Below are 17,601 nucleotides of genomic sequence, written 5' to 3' on the forward strand. Positions count from 1 at the left end.
CAGGGCCGCTAGGGGCTGCGCGGCCTCAACCGGCTGGGCAGCAGTTCCCCGCGCCGTTCCAGCAGCGGGTGCGCCACCCCCACCAGATGCGCGCCCACCCGGCGCAGGTCCCGCACCGTATCCAGCAGGAAGCTCGGCGCGGCCCCTCCCTCGGCGGTCGCGACGCGGCGGGCGGCCTCGCGTTCCGGCTCGCGCAGGCTCTCCTTGGCCGTGACCAGCCGGCGCGCGGCCTCCGCGTCGTCCATCATGAATACGGCGATGGCCAGGCGCAGTTGCTCGGCGAGCGTGGCATAGACCTCGGAAAGCTCTGACTGTTCGCGCGGATTCAGCACCAGCCCGCGCCGCAGCCGCTTGGCCGCATGCTGCGACAGGTCGCGCGCCAGCACATCGGCGGCCTGCTCCAGGGCGATGGCGAAGCCCTGGATCTCCTCCAGCCGGCGTTCTTCCTCATCGGCCAGCGCCTCTGCCGGGATGGCGGCCAGATAGGCATGGATGGCGTGATGCAGCCGGTCCATCACATGGTCCATCCGCGCCAGCGCGCGCGAGGTGTCGCGCTCCTCCGTGCCGAAGGCGCGGGCGGAGGCGGTGAGCATCTCCTCCAGCGCATCGGCCATGCGCAGCACCTCACGCGTGGCATTGGACAGCGCGACAGAGGGTGTCTCCAGCGCCGATTCGTCCAGGTAGCGCGGCGCGGCCGGGTCGGCCCCGGGCGGGGGTTCCGGCAGTAGCCTGGCCAGCAGCGCGGCCATCGGCCGCAGCAGCGGAAAGGCCAGCAGCGCCGTCAGCAGGTTGAAGACCAGGTGCGCATTGGCGACGAGCCGCGCCGGGGCGGGATTGAACTGCGTCATCATCGCCGTGGCCTGGGGCAGCAGCGCCAGCACCAGCACGCAGCCGGCCAGCCGGTTCAGCAGATTGCCCACCGGCAGTCGCAGCCTGTCCCGGCCGCCGGCGGCGCCGCGTGCCTGCAGCAGCGGGTTCAGCGCCGTGCCCAGGTTGGCGCCCAGCACCATGGCGATGGCGGCCTGCGGCTCGATGGCCCCGCCGCCCGACAGCGAGGCCACGAACAGCACCCCCGCCACGGAGGAATGCGCGGCCCAGGCCACCACCGCGGCCAACACCAGGTTGGGCAAGGGCTGGTCCGCGACCAGGGCCAGCATGTTAGCCAGGGTAGGCGAGGATTCGACCGGCGCCAGCGTCGCCGACAGCTGATGCAGCGACAGCAGCATCAGGCCCAGCCCGATCGCGACCCGCCCCAGGTCGCGGCTGCGCGTGCGCCTGGCGCCCCTGAAGGCCACCACCCCGCCCAGGATCAGCGGTGGGTAAAGCCAGCCCGCATCGAAGGAGAGGAACTGCACGATCAGCGCGGTGCCGATATTGGCGCCCAGCATCGCCGCCAGCGCCGGCAGCAGCCCGACCGCCCCTCCCGCCGCGAAGGAGGACACCATGAGCGCGGTGGCGGTACTGCTCTGAAGCACGGCCGTGACGCCCAGGCCGGCCAGCACGGCACGCCACGGCGTGCCCAGCGTCCGTTCCAGCCCGGACTGCAGCCGGCCGCCGAAGGCGCGTTGAACACCGCTCTGAACCATGTGCAGGCCCCAGAGCAGCAGGGCGGCCTCGCCGGCCAGTTCCAGGAGCAACCTTGCCTCATTCATCCGGAGGACCGTAGGAGCGAGCGCCCCCGGATGCAATTAAACTGTCATATACCGGACAGTGCGGTCAGTTGGCCCGGCGGTTCTGCCGCAGCATCGCCACCACCTCATCCGGCTGGGCGAAGCGCGGGAAATCACCGGCCGCCAACGTGTCCAGGCTGGTCGCCGGAATCCCGAGGCGCGAGGCGTAGATCCAGGAATAGGCCAGCACGCGCTGCACGAAATTACGCGTCTCGTGCACCGGGATGCTCTCGATGAACAGCAGCGGGTCATCCCGGTGGCCGGTGGCCGGCAGCCAGCGGTTCAGGTTGCCGATGCCGGCGTTATAGGCCGCGAGAACGCGGATCAGGTCACCGTTGATGGCGTCGTTGCGCGCCAGCACATGCATGTAGCGCTGGCCGAGTTCCAGGCCGAAGCCCGGCTCATGCAGGCGCTGCGCATTGGCGCCGCGCAGGCTGGGGTCGTTGGCGATATAGCTGGCGGTGGCCGGCATCAGCTGCAGGATGCCCCGCGCCCCGGCGCGCGACACCACGGAGGCATCGAAGCGGCTTTCCTGCAACGCGAGCCCGTAGAGCAGCGCCGGATCCACCCTGAAACCGCCGTCCGGCTGCAGCATCGGCAGCGGGAAGCGCGCGAAATCCTGCGGCCGGCCGTCCACGCCCTGCGCGGCGGAGGCCAGCTGCGTCGCCACCGCAGGCATGCTCGCCTGGTTGGCGAAGGCGATGATGGCCTGGGTCAGCAGCGGGTTGCCGCGCCCGCGCCGGAACAGCAGCCGCAGCTCGGCCTCGGCGCGGTCGCGCTGGCCGACCTGGAACAGCGCCATGGCGCGCCAGCCGCCGGCGGTCTCGGCCAGCACGGCGGCCTCGCCCTGCGGGTTCTCCCAGGCGAAGCCGGTGGGCAGGCCCAGGCTGCGGCGGGCCAGCATGCCGTAGAAGGTGCGCGGCTCCTGCGCGGCCTGCAGCATCCAGCTGACATAGGCCTGGGGCCGGCGGGCGCGCACGCTGGCGCGCGCGGTCCAATAGGCGGCGGCGGCACGCTGGGCGGGGGCCGCCTGCTCATTGCGGGCGGCGCGCTCGAAGAAGCCCAGCGCCTGGGTGTAGTGCTCCAGCGCCCAGGCGGCCAGGCCGGCCTGGAAGGCCGCGTCGGGGTTGTCGGCCTGCGTGCGCAGGGCCTCATGCGCCACGCGCAGCGAGGTCTCGTCCTGGCCGAGGCGGAACAGGGTCTGGGAAAGCTCCGCCTTCAGCTGGGCGGCATAGGCGGTGGAAATGCGCGCACGGGTTATGATGCCGAGCGCCTGGGCATAGTCGCCCGCCGAAACCCGGGCGGAAATCTGGCGTTCCAGAGAGGACTGCCGCGCGATGGCGGGGCCCGAGCTGCGTTCCTCGGGGGCCAGCTCGATGCTCTCCAGCTCCGGGTCCGTCGGCGGCGGGGGCGTGGCGGCGCCGCGCGGCAGGCGGCGCGTCAATACGCCATGCAGCGCCTGGGCATCCGGCAGGTCGGAGAAATCCGCGAGCCAGGCCTGCAATTCCGGGATCGAGACGTTCTCGGTGGCGCGCATATAGCGGTCCGCCAGCAGGTGGCCCATCAGGCGCCGGTCCTGCAACCCCTCCACTTCCCGTTGTGCAGCGGGCACGTCGCCACGCGCCTGGGCAGCGAATGCCCGGCGCATGCGCGCGGCATCGGCTGCGTCCATCACGGATTGCGGCGGCGACATGCGACTGGGCGCACGGGCGGCCTGGTGAAGCGGGTTTACGGCCTGCGCGGATGCGACGGACCCCAGAGTAAGGGCCGCCGCCAGCACCAGTCCGCCCAGGGGAACCCCCCGGATGCGGCTCTGGATCGAGCGGGCCGATGGAGGTTGCACTTCCATGGCGGGCGAGTCGATAGGGGCAACCGCGTCGCTTGGCAACAGCCGATTGTGAATGCCTTCAATCAAGGCAGCCATGTGGCACGGGATCGTGAGGATGATTCTGGACGAAACAAGCGGTTACGCATGGGATCATGCGTTACAGCATAATCCCTGCCTCAATCATGCCTCATTCATCCGGCGGCGCAGCATCAGGCAGTCGTGCCAGGCATCCTTCTTGGCCGTGGGCGTGCGCAGCAGATAGGCGGGATGTAAAGTCGCCAGCGCCGGAATTACTTGGTCATTACTGATCCTGACGTCATGCCACTTGCCGCGCATCCGCGTGATGCCTTCCTTGCCGCCGACAAGCGCCTTGGCCGCGGTGCCGCCCAGAAGAACAAGCAGGTCCGGCCCGGCCAGCGCGATGTGGCGGCGGATGAAGGGCAGGAACAGCTGCATCTCGGCATCGGTCGGCGTGCGGTTTCCCGGCGGCCGCCAGGGAAGAATGTTCGAGATGTAGAAATTCTCGCCCCGGTTGAGGCCGATACTGGCCAGCATCCGGTCCAGCAACTGCCCCGACACACCGACGAAGGGCCGGCCCAGCCGGTCCTCATCGGCACCCGGCGCCTCGCCCACGAACATCACCCGAGAGCCCGGCACGCCATCGGCGAACACCAGCTGCGTCGCGGTATCGCGCAGGGGTGAGCCCGCGAAACCCTCCATCGCGGCGCGCAGCGAGGGCAGATCCTGCGCGGCGGCGGCGAGTGCGGCGGCCTCCATGCCGGCGGCCGGAATCGGGCGGACGGCCTCCACGGGCGGCGTCCCGACCGGCCGGACGGGCGGTTTTTCCGCGGCCGGCGCAGGCTCGGGCCGGGCCTTGGGTTGCGGCAGACCGGCCGGAAGTGCCTGAAGCGCCTCGTCCGCGCCCCAATCCATCTGCAGTTTCAGCGCCGCCAGCAGCGCGGAATCGATCTCCATCGCGAGTCCCATAGGGTTCCCCGGGGCTTCGCCCTTCGCTACATGGGTAAGGCCGGAACTGCGGGAGTGGAATATGTCCGAACGTGAGTCGATGGAGTTTGACGTCCTGATCGTGGGCGCGGGGCCTTCCGGCCTGGCCGCCGCCATCCGGCTCAAGCAGCTTTCCCCCGACATGGCCGTCTGCGTCGTCGAGAAGGGCAGCGAGGTCGGCGCCCACACGCTTTCCGGCGCCGTGCTGGAACCGCGCGCCCTGGATGAGCTGCTGCCCGACTGGCGGCAGGACCCGCCGGCGCTGGCCACCCCCGCCGCCGACGACCGCTTCATGTTCCTGACCGAGACGGGCGGCTTCAAGCTGCCGACCCCGCCGCAGATGAACAATCACGGCAACTACATCGTCAGCCTGGGCAATGTGTGCCGCTGGCTGGGCGCCAAGGCCGAGGAGCTGGGCGTCGAGATCTATCCGGGCTTCGCGGCGTCCGAGACCATCATCGAGGATGGCCAGGTGCGCGGCGTGGTGGCCGGCGTGATGGGCATCACGCGTGAAGGCGAGGAAGGCCCGAACTACCAGCCCGGCATGGAGCTGCGCGCGACCTACACCCTGTTCGCCGAGGGCTGCCGCGGCAGCCTGACCAAGAAGCTGGAGGTCACCTACGGCCTGCGCGAGGGCGTGCAGCCGCAGACCTACGGCCTCGGCATCAAGGAGCTGTGGGAGATCCCGAAGGAGAAGCACCAGCCCGGGCTGATCTGGCACTCCACCGGCTGGCCGGTGAAGACCGATACCTATGGCGGCTCTTTCCTCTATCACTTCGGCGAGAACCTGGTGGCCGTGGGCTTCGTGGTGGGCCTCGACTACCCCAACCCCTGGCTGTCGCCCTTCGACGAGTTCCAGCGCTTCAAGACTCACCCGAAGGTCGCCCCCTTCTTCGAGGGCGGCAAGCGCATCGCCTATGGCGCGCGCGCCATCAACGAGGGCGGCTACCAGTCCATCCCGAAGCTGGTCTTCCCGGGCGGCGCGCTGATCGGCTGCACCGCGGGCTTCCTGAACGTGCCCAAGATCAAGGGCACCCACACGGCCATGAAGTCCGGCATGATCGCGGCCGAGACGGTGGCCGCGGCGCTCGCGGGCGGCGAGCCCCCGCCGGTGCTGGCCGACTACCCGACCGCCATCGAGAATTCCTGGGTGTATGAGGAGCTGAAGGCGGTGAAGAACATCCGCCCCGGCTTCGCGAAATGGGGCTTCTACGGCGGCATGATCAATGCGGCCTTCGAGACCTATGTGGCCAAGGGCAAGTTCTGGCAGCTGCCGCATCACGCCGACAACCTGTCGCTGAAGAACAAGAACGAGGCCGAGCGCATCGTCTATCCGAAGCCCGACGGGAAGCTGACCTTCGACCGCCTGTCCTCGGTGTTCCTGTCGAACACCAACCACGAGGAAGACCAGCCCGCCCACCTGAAGCTGAAGGACCCGTCCAAGTGGTTCGGCGAGAATTGGGTGAAGTATGCCTCGCCCGAGAGCCGCTACTGCCCGGCCGGCGTGTATGAGGCGGTGGGCCCCGAGGCCGAGCGCGAGCTGAAGGGCACCCCCGATGCCGAGGCCGACGGCCCCGGCGCGCAGGTGGAGGCCGGCGGGCCCGGTGCGCGGCTGGTGATCAACGCGCAGAACTGCGTCCACTGCAAAACCTGCGACATCAAGGACCCGACGCAGAACATCGACTGGTGCACGCCCGAGGGCGCGGGCGGGCCGAACTACATCGGCGGCATGTAAGTCGGGCCATGCGCCTGCTTTCGGTCATGCGCATGGGCGTGCTGGCCTCCTCCGGCTGGCTCGCCCTGGCGGCGCTGCTCTGGCAGCATTACGGCTTCCTGTGGGCCATGCTGGCGGTGGTGCTGTGGGCGGCGCTGCTGCGGCTGTTCCAGCAGGCGGTGCTGAAACATGCCGAGGCCCTGGCCAGGCGCGGCCATGACGGCTGAGGCCCTGATCGCCACGGCCCAGGCGCTGGACGGGCTGGGCTACATGCCCAGCAAATCGGGCAATGTCTCGATCCGCACGGAACGCGGCTTCCTCATCACCCCCTCCGGCCTGCCCTATGCGCAGCTGACGCCGAAGGAACTGGTGGAATGCGGGCCGGACGGCGGCGTGCTGGCCGGGCAGCGCCGCCCCTCCAGCGAATGGCGGCTGCATGCGGACATCTACGCCGCCCGGCCGGATGCCCAGGCGCTGGTCCACACCCACTCACCCCATGCGACGGCACTTTCCTGCGCGCGCCGCCCGATTCCGCCCTTTCATTACATGATCGCGATGGCCGGTGGGGACGACATCCCCTGCAGCGACTATGCCACCTTCGGCACCCCCGAACTGGCCCAGGCGGCGGTCCGGGCCATCGAGGGAAGGCGCGCCTGCCTGCTGGCCAATCACGGCGTGGTCGCGATCGGCAGCGGACTTGCCGCCGCCGATGCACTGGCGCGCGAGGTGGAGAACCTGGCGCGCGAATACTTGCTGCTGCTTGCCTCCGGCCTGTCGCCGGTGCTGCTGACGCCAGACGAAATGGTGGCGGTGAAGGCACAGTTCAGGGGCTATGGCCGCCCCGCCTGATCCATACGGATGAGGGAAGCGTGACATTCCCGCCACATTTACCCTGCCATGCGTGTTGTGCGGGCCACATCGCCTTTCTGTCGGGCCCAGCGCGCCTATAGTGAAGTCAGATGCCTACGCCCCCGTCTCCGCCCCGTATCCTGCTCGCCGCCGCCGCCCTGATGATGGCCGGCGCCCTGCCGGCCACGGCGCAGCCATCCGGCGGCGCGGCAGAGCCAACGACGACGGCGCAGGCACCCGCCGCCCCCCAGCCGCCGGCGGTGGTGGACCCCGCGGCGGGCCTGTTTGCCAATTTCCTGGCGGGCCGCGTCGCGCTGACCCTGGGCGACACCAGCCAGGCCGCCGACTTCCTGACCACGGCGCTGCGCGGCGACCCGGACAATCTGGAACTGCTGAACCGCGCCTTCATGGCGGCCCTGCTGGACGGCCGGCCCGAGGCCCTGCGCATCGCCCGGCGGATCCCCGAGAACGGCGTGGCGCTGCTGGTGCTCATGGGCTCCGAGGCCGTGGCCGGCCGCTGGGACCGTGCCGAGATCCGGGTGCGCGCCCTGCCCCGCGGCGGGCTGACCCAGGCGCTGGCGCCGCTGCTGCAGGCCTGGACGCTGGCCGGCCGCAACCAGACCGATGCCGCGCTGGCGCTGCTGCGCCCGGTGATCGAACACGGCCGGTTCCGCTCTCTGGCGGCACTGCACGGCGCGCTGATCGCGGATCTCGCGAACCGCAACCGTGAGGCGGAGCGCCTGCTGCGCATCTCGCTGTCGGACCAGACCGAGCCCACCCTGCGCCTGGCCATGCTGGCGGCCGCGATCCTCTCGCGTTCCGGCAAGCCCGGAGAGGCCACCCGCATCCTGGACCAGGTGGCGGCCAACGGGGATGAGATCTCTCTGGCGGCCGCCGAGCCCGCGCGGCGCGCCATCCTCGGCCAACGCGGCGTGGCCAGCGCCGTGGAGGGCATCGCCGAGGCCTATGTGGCCATGGCCGGCGCCCTGCGCGGCCAGGCCGCCGACGACCAGGCAATGGCCATGGCGCGCCTGGCGCTGCGGCTGCGACCCAATTTCGCCCCCGCCATCCTGCTGCTCAGCGACATCCTGACCGACAGCGACCAGAACGCCCGCGCGCTGGAGCTGCTGGGCGGCATCCGCCCCGAGGACGCGCTGGCCCCGGTGGCGCTGCTGCGCCGCGCCGGCCTGCTGGACAAGCTGGACCGCCCCGCCGAGGCCGAGGCGCTGCTGCGCGAGCAGGCGGCCGCCCTGCCCACCCGCCCGCAATCCCTGGTGCGGCTGGGCGACATGTTCCGCCGCCGCAGCCGCTTCGCCGAGGCCGCCGCCGCCTATGACGAAGCCATGGCCCGCGTGCCGAACCCGCGCGAGCAGGAATGGCCGCTGTTCTACGCCCGCGGCATCTCGCGCGAGCGCAGCGGCAACTGGCCCGGCGCCGAGGCCGATTTCCTGCGCGCGCTCGAGCTCTCGCCCGAGCAGCCCTATGTGCTGAACTATCTCGGCTATTCCTGGGCCGACCAGGGCATCAACCTGGATCGCGCCCTGCCCATGCTGCGCCGCGCGGTGGAGCTGCGCCCGCAGGACGGCAACATCGCCGACAGCCTGGGCTGGGTGCTGTTCCGCCTGGGCGACAAGGACGGCGCCATCGAGTGGCTGGAACGCGCCGTGGAGCTGGAGCCGCGCAACGGCACCATCAACTACCATCTGGGCGACGCCTATTGGGTGGCCGGCCGCCGCAGCGAGGCCGAGTTCCAATGGAGCCGCGCCCTGACGATGGAGCTGGAGACGGGCGAGGAACCCGCCATCCGCGAACGCCTCAGCGGCGGCCTGCCGGAACGGGCCTGGCCGGCCGGGCTGCGACCCTAAAGCAGTTCTTGCCCGTTTTGATGGATCACATCGCGATCCATCAAAACGGACGCTATTCTAGCCGCCACTCGAACAGCGCGAACAGCCCGCGCTGCAGCGGGTTGTCGTTGTCGTCCACGATCAGCGCCAGCCACAGCCTGTCGCCGCGCGGCAGCACCGCGACCCCTTCCCAGTTCTCGGCCGGCGCGTCGGAGGGCATGTGCAGGATCGGCGTGCCCTCGATCACGCCCTGGCCCTGGATCGTCGCGCGCGGCACATGCACCAGCCGGGCGGAGACCCCTTCCAGCGGCGTGAAGTAGCGCTCCAGCACGACAGCCGAGCCGTCCGGCAGGGCCGCCGCATCCGTGACGCCGAAACCCGGCGCCGGACGATAGCTGCGCTGGGTCCAGGCCCCGGGCCCGCCGAGCCATGCCCGGCGCAGGTTGGGCTCGCCCGTGGGGGTCTGGAACTCCGCGATGGCCAGCAGGCGGCCGTCGGGCATGGTGGCCAGCGCCTCCAGCCCGCCATTGTCGGGGGCATTCTCCAGCCCGGGCGGGGCCTCGAAATAGGTGCCGGGCGCCTCCAGCCGCGTGAAGCGGCGGATGCGATGCCAGCGCTCGAAGCCGACCAGCCAGGAACCGTCCGGCAGGCGGGCCAGCGATTCACTGTCCATGCTGCGCTGGCGGCTCAGCGCCTCGCCGCTGCCGTCGCGCAGCTGCCCCAGATAGGGCGTGCCGAGGCCGGAGGGACGTCCCTCCCGCATCAGCAGCCGCGCGCGGATCCAGCGCCCCCGGTCGTTCAGCGCGGTCAGGGTCAGGTCCGGCGCCAGGTGCAGCGCCGAGAAGCTGCCGATGCCGATCCGCTCGGTATGCAGGCGCAGCCCCCCGAGCGGCTGAAGCGGGCCTTCGCGCGCAGGCAGGTCGAAGGGTGTGGCATAGTCGTCGGCCGCCTGGGCGCAGGCCGTGGCCGGCACCAGCCCGAGCAGGGCCCGGCGCGCGATCGGGGCACCGCCCCGCCCTCTGCCGGGCGCCCTTGGAAACCAAGCATGGCTCATGCGCGTCTTCCCAGGGTTCACGCCGGACTGGCCGGGGTCGGGGGCCAGGCCCCCGTGCTACAGCAGGGCCGGCGCCCGCTCTGCCGCGGCGCGCTGCCAGGCGGCCGCCGCGTCCTCGTCGAACAGCTCGGACAGCTTGTTCATCATGGTGCCGCCCAGCTCCTCGGCATCCACGATGGTCACGGCGCGGCGATAATAGCGCGTGACATCGTGGCCGATGCCGATGGCCGACAGCTCCACCACGTCGCGCGCCTCGATTTCGCGGATCGTCTCGCGCAGGTGGCGCTCCAGGTAGTTGCCGGGGTTCACCGACAGCGTGCTGTCATCGACCGGCGCGCCGTCCGAGATCACCATCAGGATGCGCCGGTGCTCGGGCCGCGCCAGCAGGCGCTTGTAGGCCCACATCAGCGCCTCGCCGTCGATGTTCTCCTTCAGCAGGCCCTCGCGCAGCATCAGGCCCATGTTCTTGCGGGCACGGCGCCAGGGGGCGTCGGCCGCCTTGTAGACCACGTGGCGCAGGTCGTTCAGGCGACCCGGATTGCGGGGCTTACCCTCCTGCACCCAGCGCTCGCGGCTCTGCCCGCCCTTCCAGGCGCGGGTGGTGAAGCCCAGGATCTCGGTCTTGACGTTGCAGCGTTCCAGGGTGCGCGCCAGGATGTCGGCGCACATCGCAGCCACCGTGATCGGCCGGCCGCGCATGGAGCCGGAATTGTCGATCAGCAGCGTCACGATGGTGTCGCGGAACTCCGCCTCACGCTCACGCTTGTAGGTCAGGGAGGTGGTGGGGTTGGTGATGACGCGCGACAGGCGCGCCACGTCCAGCAGCCCTTCCTCCAGGTCGAACTCCCAGGCGCGCTGCTGCTGCGCCAGCAGGCGGCGCTGCAGGCGGTTGGCCAGCTTGGACACCACGCCCTGCAGGTGCTGCAGCTGCTGGTCGAGCTGCTGGCGCAGGCGGGAGAGTTCCTCGGAATCGCACAGGTCCTCGGCTTCCACCACCTCGTCGAACTGGGTGGTGAAGGCGCGGTAGCGGCTGGCGTCGTCGACCTGTGGGATCTCGCGGCGCTGCTGCGGCCCGCCCGGCTTGTCGTCGCCGTCGGCGGCCGAGCCGTCCTCCTCGGATTCCTGCGCCTCGTCGTCGCTGGCTTCGCCTTCCATGGTCTCGGGGTCGGCCCCGGTCATGGATTCCTGCTCCTGGGTGGAGCTTTCGCCTTCGCTGGACTGGTCCTCGCGGGACTGCTCGTCGCCGCCCTCGTCGCCTTCCTCGTCCTGCTCGGCCTTGCTCTCGGCCTCGGCCTCGACCAGGTCGAAGGCGGTCAGCAGCTTGCGGGCGGCCTTGGCATAGGCCTCCTGGTCGCCGGCGGCCGCGACCAGCTCGTCCATCGCCTCGGTGGCGTTGTCGCCGAGGTCCGCGCGCCAGGCCTCCAGCACGCGGGTGGCGGCAGCGGGCGGGGCCTCGCCGGTCATGCGTTCCCGCAGCAGCAGGGACAAGGCTGCCGAGATCGGCATCTGGTCCTTCCGCGTCATGCGGTCATAGCCCTCGGACTCGCATTCTTCCTCAAGCCGGGCGCGCAGGTTGTGGCGGACGCCCGCCATATGGGCGGCGCCGATGTGCTGCACGCGCACATCCTCCAGCGCGTCGAAGACCTCCTTGGCCTCCTTGCGGGCGGGCATGCGGGCGGCGTGCACGCTTTCGTCGTGGTGGCGCAGCCGCAGGGCCAGCGCGTCGGCGGCGCCGCGCAGCTTGGCCATCTCGGCGGGCGGCAGGGTGCGGGTGGGCAGCGGCAGGCGGGCGCGCTTGCCGGACAGGCCCGCGGGGCCGGGCTGGAAGGCCACCTGCACCTCGGCCTCCTGCGCGATGGCGCGCAGCACGCCGGCGGTCGCGCGCTTGAATTCTTCCTGCCGGGTCAGGTCGGGCTTGGTGCTCATGCTTGTCTTCCGTCAGGCGGCCGCCCTGGCGCGGGCCAGTGCGGGGCGGGCCTCCAGGGCCGCGAGGGTCCGGGCGATGGCGGGGGTCGGCGCAATCTTCCCCCAGCCCACGCCCCATTGCAGCATGCTGCCGACCATCACGTCGGCGGCGGTGAAACGATCGCCCAGCAGATAGGGGCCGGGCGTGAGCGCCGCCTCCAGCTGGGCCAGCACCGCGTCCAGCGGCGGCCAGCCCAGGGCGCGGGCGGGCGCGGCAGCGGCGCGCGGGAACACGGCATCGGCGAAGGCAGGCTCCAGCACGGTGGCGCCATAGGCGAGCCAGGAGGCATAGGCCGCGCGCTCCGGCGTGCCGATCGCGGGGGCCAGCCCCGCCTCCGGCAGCGCGTCGGCGATATAGCCGCAGATGGCCAGGCTTTCCGTCACCACGGACTGCCAGCTGCCGTCCGGCCCGCGATCCACCAGCACCGGCAGCTTGCCGAGCGGGTTGAGCCGCAGGAAGTCCGGCGCCTTGTTGGTGCCCTTCTCCAGGTCGTGCCGGATCAACTCATAGGAGGCGCCCGCCTCCTCCAGCAGCCACAGCGCGCGCTCGGAGCGCGATCTGGGCGAGTGATGGAGGAGGAAGCGCGGCGCCACGGGCTGTCAGCCCACCTTGCGCAGCAGCGCCGAGGCCGGCAGTTCCTCGTTGAAGCAGCGCTGGTAGTATTCGGCCACGATCGAACGCTCCGCCTCGTCGCACTTGTTCAGGAACGACACGCGGAAGGCGAAGCCCACATCGCCGAAGATGCGCGTGTTGTCGGCCCAGGTGATGACGGTGCGCGGGGACATGACGGTGCTGATGTCGCCGGCGATGAAGCCCGCGCGGGTCAGGTCGGCCAGCGCCACCATCGCCTCGATCTGCTTCTTCTTCGCGGCATCGCCGGTGGCGCCCATCTTGGCCAGCACGATGTCCACCTCCTGCGCATGCGGGAGGTAGTTCAGGGTGGTCACGACGTTCCAGCGGTCCATCTGGCCCTGGTTGATCTGCTGCGTGCCGTGATAGAGGCCGGTCGTGTCGCCCAGGCCCACAGTGTTGGCCGTGGCGAACAAGCGGAAGAACGGGTTCGGACGGATCACGCGGTTCTGGTCCAGCAGGGTCAGCTTGCCCTCAACCTCCAGCACGCGCTGGATCACGAACATCACGTCCGGGCGGCCCGCGTCATACTCGTCGAACACCAGCGCGCAGGGGTGCTGCAGCGCCCAGGGCAGGATGCCTTCGCGGAATTCCGTGACCTGCTTGCCGTCCTTCAGGACGATGGCGTCCTTGCCGATCAGGTCGATACGGCTGATGTGGCTGTCCAGGTTCACGCGGATGCAGGGCCAGTTCAGGCGCGCGGCCACCTGCTCGATATGCGTGGACTTGCCGGTGCCGTGATAGCCCTGGACCATCACGCGGCGGTTGTGCGCGAAGCCGGCCAGGATGGCCATGGTGGTCTCGCGGTCGAACTTATAGGTCGGGTCGAGGTCCGGCACATGCTCGGTGCGGACGGAGAAGGCCGGCACCTCCATGTCGAGGTCCACGCCGAACACCTCACGGGCGCTGACCTTGATGTCGGGGACGCTGATCGCGCTGGTGGGCTTCACTTCGGACATGGATATAGCAATGCTCCGGACGTCGGTTTCCGGAGAAACTTAGGCCAGTGTTTCAGCGGGCGGAAGCCTCGGACCCGGCGAGTTTGTGACGCAACAGCGAATAGGCCCGGTTGATGTCCTTCAACCGCTCCTCTGCGGAGCGGTCGCCCTGGTTCATGTCCGGGTGGTACCGCTTGGCCAGTTCCTTGTAGCGCGCCTTCAGCGCGTCGCTTTCCAGCGGCCAGCCGAGATCCATCAGGTCCAGCGCCGCGCGCAGTTCCGGCGGCGGCCTGGTGGGCTCGGGTGCCGGCTTGCGCGGGGCTGATCCGGGGCCGTGCTCGGACAGGATGCTGAACGGGTCACGCAGGATTTCGGGGTTGAGGCGGTTGCCGCCCAGCCGGCCGAGCGGCCAGGTGGGGCGCTGCCAGCCCGTATCCTGGCGCAGCGCGCCCTCGATCTGGGCCTCGGACATGCCTTTGTAGAAGTCCCAGCCGCGATTGTACTCCCGCACATGGTCCAGGCAGAACCATCGGTACTTGTCGAGCTGGAAGCGGTCCAGGGGCGCACGGTATTCGCCGGGCTCCGGGCAGTCCGGGGCCTCGCATGGACGGGTCGGGTTGGATGGGTCGGGGCGGGAGCCACCCCTTGGCCTGCGCATCGCCCCGTTATGGGGTGGCAGCCCCCGCCAGACAACCCGGAATGCCCGCCAGCATCTGCCGCGCCAGCGCATCGGGGCCATGCGCGGCCGCGTGTTGCCGTGCCGCCAGCCCCCTGGGCGCAAGGCTGGCCAGCAGCGCGCGCAGGGCGGCGGTGACGGGGGGCATGGCGGCTTCCACCGCCGCGAATTCCAGCCGCAGCACGGCGGGTTCGGGCCAATGATCGGAACCGGGCCCCTCCGCCCAGGTCAGGATGGGCGTGCCCGCCGACAGCGCCGTCTCCATCAGGGGCTGGTCCCAGGCCGAGAGGGGCAGGTCGAGCGCGAGCAGCGCATCCGCGGCGATCGGCGCGAGTCCCCCGGCATCAGGCAGGATGGGGTTGGCATCGGCCGCACGCACGGCCTCCTCCAGGGCATGGCGGCGGGGGGTGTCGGGGCCCGTGACCAGAACATGCGGCCCTTCGCCGAGCCCGAGCGCCGCGCAGGCCTCGGCACGCGTCATCGCGGGCATGGGCGGGAAGCCCGGCGGCAACAGGCGCGCCGCATGGCTCGCCGGCAGCCCGGCGAGTGCTGCCGGATGCAGCAGCCCGAGCGAGATCGCGCCCGCCGTCGCCGCCTCCAGCATGGGCATGAGGCGCAGCGCCGACGCCTCGAAGCCTGAGCCGGCCAGGCGGCGGGCGGCGGGCCCATGGCCCTCGGCCAGCATCCGTTCCCACAGCAGCGGGCGCCCCTGCCCCACCGTCATGCCGCGATACAGACGCGCCAGCCCGGCATCGGCCAGCACCACATGCCCCGGGCGGAACAGCGCGGCGCGCAGCGCGGCCTCTGCGGCCGGATCATCCGCCAGGATATGCAGGTGCGGCAGGACGGCCAGCTCATTATCCAACTGCCAGGCGGCAAGCGGCAGGCAGCGGCCCGGGGCCAGATCAACATCCAGCTGGCGCGCCGCCAGGAACATCGTGGGCACCAGCCTGGCGATGGCCTGCAGCAACGGCGCCAGCCGCGCGCCCGCGGGCCCGCCGAGCGGCGCCGCGACGACCAGCCGCGCCCGGGCCTCCGGCATCAAGGCAGGCGCCTCTCCAGGGCACGCAGGCGCATCTCCATCCGCGCCTCGGCCAGAGAGAGGAGATCGGCCCATTCCTCCCGCGCGGCGGCGGCCGGCACGGCGGCCTCGGCGGCGGGGGGCTGGGTCAGGCGGCCCGCGATGGCCGCCAGTTCCTCGCGCATCTCCCTGCGCAGGGCCGCCATCTCGGCCCGCAGCTCACGCACCAGCGGGGCTATGGCCGGGTCGGCCGCCTCGGATTTCGGGCGGTCCTTCAACTCGTTCATGCGCGCGAACAGGAAGCTGCTGCGCAGGTCCATCTGCGCCGCCAGGGCGCGCTGCGGGTCGCCGGGCACCAGCGGATCGGGCATGGGCATATGCCGGCCGCGGCTCAGCGCCTCGGGCGACTGCGCCATATAGTGGATGGCGCCGGGCCGCTCCTCCGGCTTGTCGCGCACGCGCTCCATGAAATGCTCGTAGCCCGCCTCGTCCGGCCAGCGGTCCAGCAGGGCCAGGTACAGGTTCACCACGAAATCATGGTCGGTGCCCACGATCAGTTCGGCGGCGGTAATGGCGGCCAAGCATGCCTCCGTTGCGGATGCCGGCGCCACAAAAGACGGCCCGGCGGTATGGGTCAATGGGCGCCCGGGTGAAGCCCCAGCCTGCCGAGAAGCATGCCCAGCCTCTCACGATAGGCCGCGGCGGAGAAGAAGGCGGCACGCCCGGGCCCGGCCGCTGCCAGCCGCGCGCGCAGTTCCGCCCCCTGATCCAGGGCACGCAGCGCCTCGGCCATCGCCTGGACGGAGAGCGGATCGACGCACATCGCGGCGTCGGCCACCACCTCCGGCATGCAGGAAGCCGTGCTGGTCAGCACCGGCGTGCCGAGGGCCATGGCCTCCAGCGCCGGCAGGCCGAAGCCTTCATACAAGGACGGAAAGCAGGCGGCCCGCGCCCCCCGCACCAGCGCCATCAGCTCCGCGCGCGGCAGATGGCCCAACAGGCGAACCCGCCCGTCCGGGGAGTTCTCGCGGCCGGCCAGCGCCTCAAGCTCGCGCTCCCACAGCCAGGCCTTCTTGCCGACGACGATGAGCGGCGCCGCCACGCCGCTGGCCAGATGCGCCTCGATCAGCCGGCGTAGGTTCTTGCGCGGCTCGATCGCGGCGAAGAACAGGAAATAACCCTGCGACGAGAGGCCGTGCCGGCCGAGCAGCGCCGCGATCCGGTCGGGCGGCATGGCCAGCGCCTCGGGGTCGGGGTCGACCGCGAGCCAGGTGTTGGTCACCCGATCCTCAGCCACGCCCAACTCGCGGATGATGTCCCGGCGCGACCATTCGCTGATCGTGACGATGTGATCGGCCCTTGCCGCGATCAGCCCCAGCAGGCGCCGATGCAGCGGGATGTCCATCAGCACCGTCTCCGGCATCAGCAACGGGATCAGGTCGAGCACGGAATAGAGGTTGGGCGCCCCCTTGAGATGCAGCGCGGTGGGATAGGTCCAGTGCATCACGGCGGGCGGGCGCCCCTCGGGCAGCAGTTCCAGCATGCCCCCGCCGGCGCGCAGACCCAGATGGGCCAGCCCGAAACAGTCGCGTGCCGTGAAGGAGGCCCCGCCCGGCGGCAGCCCCGCCGGCATCGGGCAATCCGGCGTATCCTGCCGCAGCGGCAGCCCGCCGCGCCACGCAATGCCGCCCCTGAGCGCGAGGCGCCGGACCAGCCGCAAGGCGCCGCCGACCCGCCCGGGCCGGGTGGAGCGGCCGGGATCGGCGCCCCCCACGATCCCGTGCGAGGCCCCCAGCCCATCGAGGGCAGCGGCCATGCCGCGCGCGTAGGTCGCGATGCCCGTACCCTGGCTGAGGGCGAGATTATGCCCGTCGATCAGGTGCAGCGGCCGATCAAGGCCAGCTTCGGCGCGCATTGATGACATAATTCAAGGCTATACACTCATAACAGCGTCCTTCGGCAAGCCTATCGCCCCGGATCCGATGCCGCCCACCCATTGCGACAGCGAGCTTTCCTTCATGACGAGCAGCACGAGCACCATCATCCCGGTCATTCTGTCCGGCGGTTCGGGGACGCGGCTGTGGCCCCTCTCGCGTGAAACCTATCCCAAGCAGTTCTGGCCCCTGGTCAGCGAGCAGACCCTGCTGGCCGACACCGCCCTGCGCGCCCATGGCCCGGGCTTCGGCGCCCCCATCGTCGTCTGCAACGAATCGCACCGCTTCCTCGTCGCCGAGCAGCTGCGCGAGGTCGAGGTCCCGGGCGCGCGCATCCTGCTCGAACCCGTCGCCCGCAACAGCGCACCCGCCATCGCCGCCGCCGCCATCCTGGCCGAGGAAACCAACCCCGGCGCCATCCTCTGGATCATGCCCGCCGACAGCGCCATCAGCGACGTCCCCGGGCTGCACG

16 protein-coding genes are annotated in these 17,601 nt (G+C 70.9%); 5 read left to right on the forward strand and 11 right to left on the reverse strand.

All coding sequences use genetic code 11. The annotated features are described in order from the left end of the window. Positions 1 to 8: 8 nt before the first annotated feature. The 3 genes from EOD42_RS17940 to EOD42_RS17950 all read right to left on the reverse strand — a co-directional run bounded on the left by EOD42_RS17940 (position 9) and on the right by EOD42_RS17950 (position 4,473). Positions 9 to 1,637, reverse strand: a complete 1,629-nt coding sequence (locus EOD42_RS17940) for a Na/Pi cotransporter family protein (protein ID WP_276318159.1) — start codon at positions 1,635 to 1,637, stop codon at positions 9 to 11. A 79-nt stretch (positions 1,638 to 1,716) separates the two neighbouring features. Then, positions 1,717 to 3,342 carry a lytic transglycosylase domain-containing protein gene (locus EOD42_RS17945; RefSeq protein WP_240655203.1) on the reverse strand — a complete coding sequence of 542 codons (1,626 nt, stop codon included), beginning with the start codon at positions 3,340 to 3,342 and terminating at the stop codon, positions 1,717 to 1,719. Positions 3,343 to 3,678: 336 nt separating this feature from the next. Then, on the reverse strand, positions 3,679 to 4,473 hold the full coding sequence (locus EOD42_RS17950) for a uracil-DNA glycosylase (RefSeq protein WP_240655201.1): 795 nt from the start codon (positions 4,471 to 4,473) through the stop codon (positions 3,679 to 3,681). A gap of 73 nt (positions 4,474 to 4,546) precedes the next feature. On the opposite strand from EOD42_RS17950, the gene EOD42_RS17955 reads away from it, so the two are divergent. From EOD42_RS17955 to EOD42_RS17970, 4 genes are all read left to right on the forward strand, one after another. After that, complete coding sequence (locus tag EOD42_RS17955; protein ID WP_127788947.1) at positions 4,547 to 6,238, forward strand: electron transfer flavoprotein-ubiquinone oxidoreductase; 1,692 nt, start codon at positions 4,547 to 4,549, stop codon at positions 6,236 to 6,238. Between the two features lie 8 nt (positions 6,239 to 6,246). Continuing rightward, positions 6,247 to 6,444: a hypothetical protein gene (locus EOD42_RS17960; RefSeq protein WP_127788948.1), complete on the forward strand. Its 198-nt coding sequence runs from the start codon at positions 6,247 to 6,249 to the stop codon at positions 6,442 to 6,444. Then, a complete protein-coding gene (locus EOD42_RS17965) occupies positions 6,434 to 7,066 on the forward strand; it encodes a class II aldolase/adducin family protein (protein WP_206020391.1) in 633 nt (210 codons plus the stop codon). The genes EOD42_RS17960 and EOD42_RS17965 overlap by 11 nt, the downstream gene beginning before the upstream one ends. 110 nt (positions 7,067 to 7,176) lie before the next feature. Further along, complete coding sequence (locus tag EOD42_RS17970; protein WP_127788950.1) at positions 7,177 to 8,931, forward strand: tetratricopeptide repeat protein; 1,755 nt, start codon at positions 7,177 to 7,179, stop codon at positions 8,929 to 8,931. Between the two features lie 52 nt (positions 8,932 to 8,983). Here EOD42_RS17970 and EOD42_RS17975 read toward each other — a convergent pair whose 3' ends face one another. Genes EOD42_RS17975 through EOD42_RS18010 form a run of 8 tightly spaced genes read right to left on the reverse strand, consistent with a single transcriptional unit; the run spans position 8,984 to position 17,110 of the window. Further along, entirely contained in the window at positions 8,984 to 9,964 is a 981-nt protein-coding gene (locus tag EOD42_RS17975) for an esterase-like activity of phytase family protein (protein ID WP_127788951.1), read from the reverse strand. Positions 9,965 to 10,021: 57 nt separating this feature from the next. Continuing rightward, positions 10,022 to 11,890 carry a cobaltochelatase subunit CobT gene (gene cobT, locus EOD42_RS17980; RefSeq protein ID WP_127788952.1) on the reverse strand — a complete coding sequence of 623 codons (1,869 nt, stop codon included), beginning with the start codon at positions 11,888 to 11,890 and terminating at the stop codon, positions 10,022 to 10,024. 12 nt (positions 11,891 to 11,902) lie between these two features. Continuing rightward, a complete protein-coding gene (locus tag EOD42_RS17985; RefSeq protein WP_127788953.1) occupies positions 11,903 to 12,523 on the reverse strand; it encodes a glutathione S-transferase family protein in 621 nt (206 codons plus the stop codon). Positions 12,524 to 12,529: 6 nt separating this feature from the next. Further along, a complete protein-coding gene (cobS, locus tag EOD42_RS17990) occupies positions 12,530 to 13,519 on the reverse strand; it encodes a cobaltochelatase subunit CobS (protein ID WP_127788954.1) in 990 nt (329 codons plus the stop codon). A gap of 52 nt (positions 13,520 to 13,571) precedes the next feature. Further along, on the reverse strand, positions 13,572 to 14,156 hold the full coding sequence (locus EOD42_RS17995) for a J domain-containing protein (protein ID WP_127788955.1): 585 nt from the start codon (positions 14,154 to 14,156) through the stop codon (positions 13,572 to 13,574). A 7-nt stretch (positions 14,157 to 14,163) separates the two neighbouring features. Continuing rightward, on the reverse strand, positions 14,164 to 15,216 hold the full coding sequence (locus tag EOD42_RS18000) for a hypothetical protein (protein WP_127788956.1): 1,053 nt from the start codon (positions 15,214 to 15,216) through the stop codon (positions 14,164 to 14,166). Next, positions 15,216 to 15,776: a DUF4214 domain-containing protein gene (locus EOD42_RS18005; RefSeq protein ID WP_164867999.1), complete on the reverse strand. Its 561-nt coding sequence runs from the start codon at positions 15,774 to 15,776 to the stop codon at positions 15,216 to 15,218. Before EOD42_RS18005 ends, EOD42_RS18000 begins: the two co-directional genes overlap by 1 nt. Positions 15,777 to 15,829: 53 nt before the next feature. Then, positions 15,830 to 17,110 (reverse strand): glycosyltransferase family 4 protein, encoded by a 1,281-nt coding sequence (locus tag EOD42_RS18010; RefSeq protein ID WP_164868000.1) that lies wholly within the window; start codon positions 17,108 to 17,110, stop codon positions 15,830 to 15,832. Between the two features lie 103 nt (positions 17,111 to 17,213). On the opposite strand from EOD42_RS18010, the gene EOD42_RS18015 reads away from it, so the two are divergent. Continuing rightward, positions 17,214 to 17,601, forward strand: a 388-nt coding sequence (locus tag EOD42_RS18015; protein WP_276318160.1) for a sugar phosphate nucleotidyltransferase, incomplete at its 3' end; no start/stop codon positions are given.

It is taken from the genome of Rhodovarius crocodyli, assembly GCF_004005855.1.
GTDB classification, from domain to species: domain Bacteria; phylum Pseudomonadota; class Alphaproteobacteria; order Acetobacterales; family Acetobacteraceae; genus Rhodovarius; species Rhodovarius crocodyli.

Excerpts from the sequence above, each read along its gene's own strand:
- EOD42_RS18010 (WP_164868000.1), bottom strand. The coding sequence starts at position 17,110 with ATGCGCGCCGAAGCTGGCCTTGATCGGCCGCTGCACCTGATCGACGGG.
- EOD42_RS17960 (WP_127788948.1), top strand. The coding sequence starts at position 6,247 with ATGCGCCTGCTTTCGGTCATGCGCATGGGCGTGCTGGCCTCCTCCGGC.
- cobS (WP_127788954.1), bottom strand. The coding sequence starts at position 13,519 with ATGTCCGAAGTGAAGCCCACCAGCGCGATCAGCGTCCCCGACATCAAG.
- EOD42_RS17970 (WP_127788950.1), top strand. The coding sequence starts at position 7,177 with ATGCCTACGCCCCCGTCTCCGCCCCGTATCCTGCTCGCCGCCGCCGCC.
- EOD42_RS17945 (WP_240655203.1), bottom strand. The coding sequence starts at position 3,342 with ATGGACGCAGCCGATGCCGCGCGCATGCGCCGGGCATTCGCTGCCCAG.
- EOD42_RS18000 (WP_127788956.1), bottom strand. The coding sequence starts at position 15,216 with ATGCCGGAGGCCCGGGCGCGGCTGGTCGTCGCGGCGCCGCTCGGCGGG.
- EOD42_RS17965 (WP_206020391.1), top strand. The coding sequence starts at position 6,434 with ATGACGGCTGAGGCCCTGATCGCCACGGCCCAGGCGCTGGACGGGCTG.
- EOD42_RS17950 (WP_240655201.1), bottom strand. The coding sequence starts at position 4,473 with ATGGAGATCGATTCCGCGCTGCTGGCGGCGCTGAAACTGCAGATGGAT.
- EOD42_RS17975 (WP_127788951.1), bottom strand. The coding sequence starts at position 9,964 with ATGAGCCATGCTTGGTTTCCAAGGGCGCCCGGCAGAGGGCGGGGCGGT.
- EOD42_RS17995 (WP_127788955.1), bottom strand. The coding sequence starts at position 14,156 with ATGCGCAGGCCAAGGGGTGGCTCCCGCCCCGACCCATCCAACCCGACC.
- EOD42_RS17955 (WP_127788947.1), top strand. The coding sequence starts at position 4,547 with ATGTCCGAACGTGAGTCGATGGAGTTTGACGTCCTGATCGTGGGCGCG.
- cobT (WP_127788952.1), bottom strand. The coding sequence starts at position 11,890 with ATGAGCACCAAGCCCGACCTGACCCGGCAGGAAGAATTCAAGCGCGCG.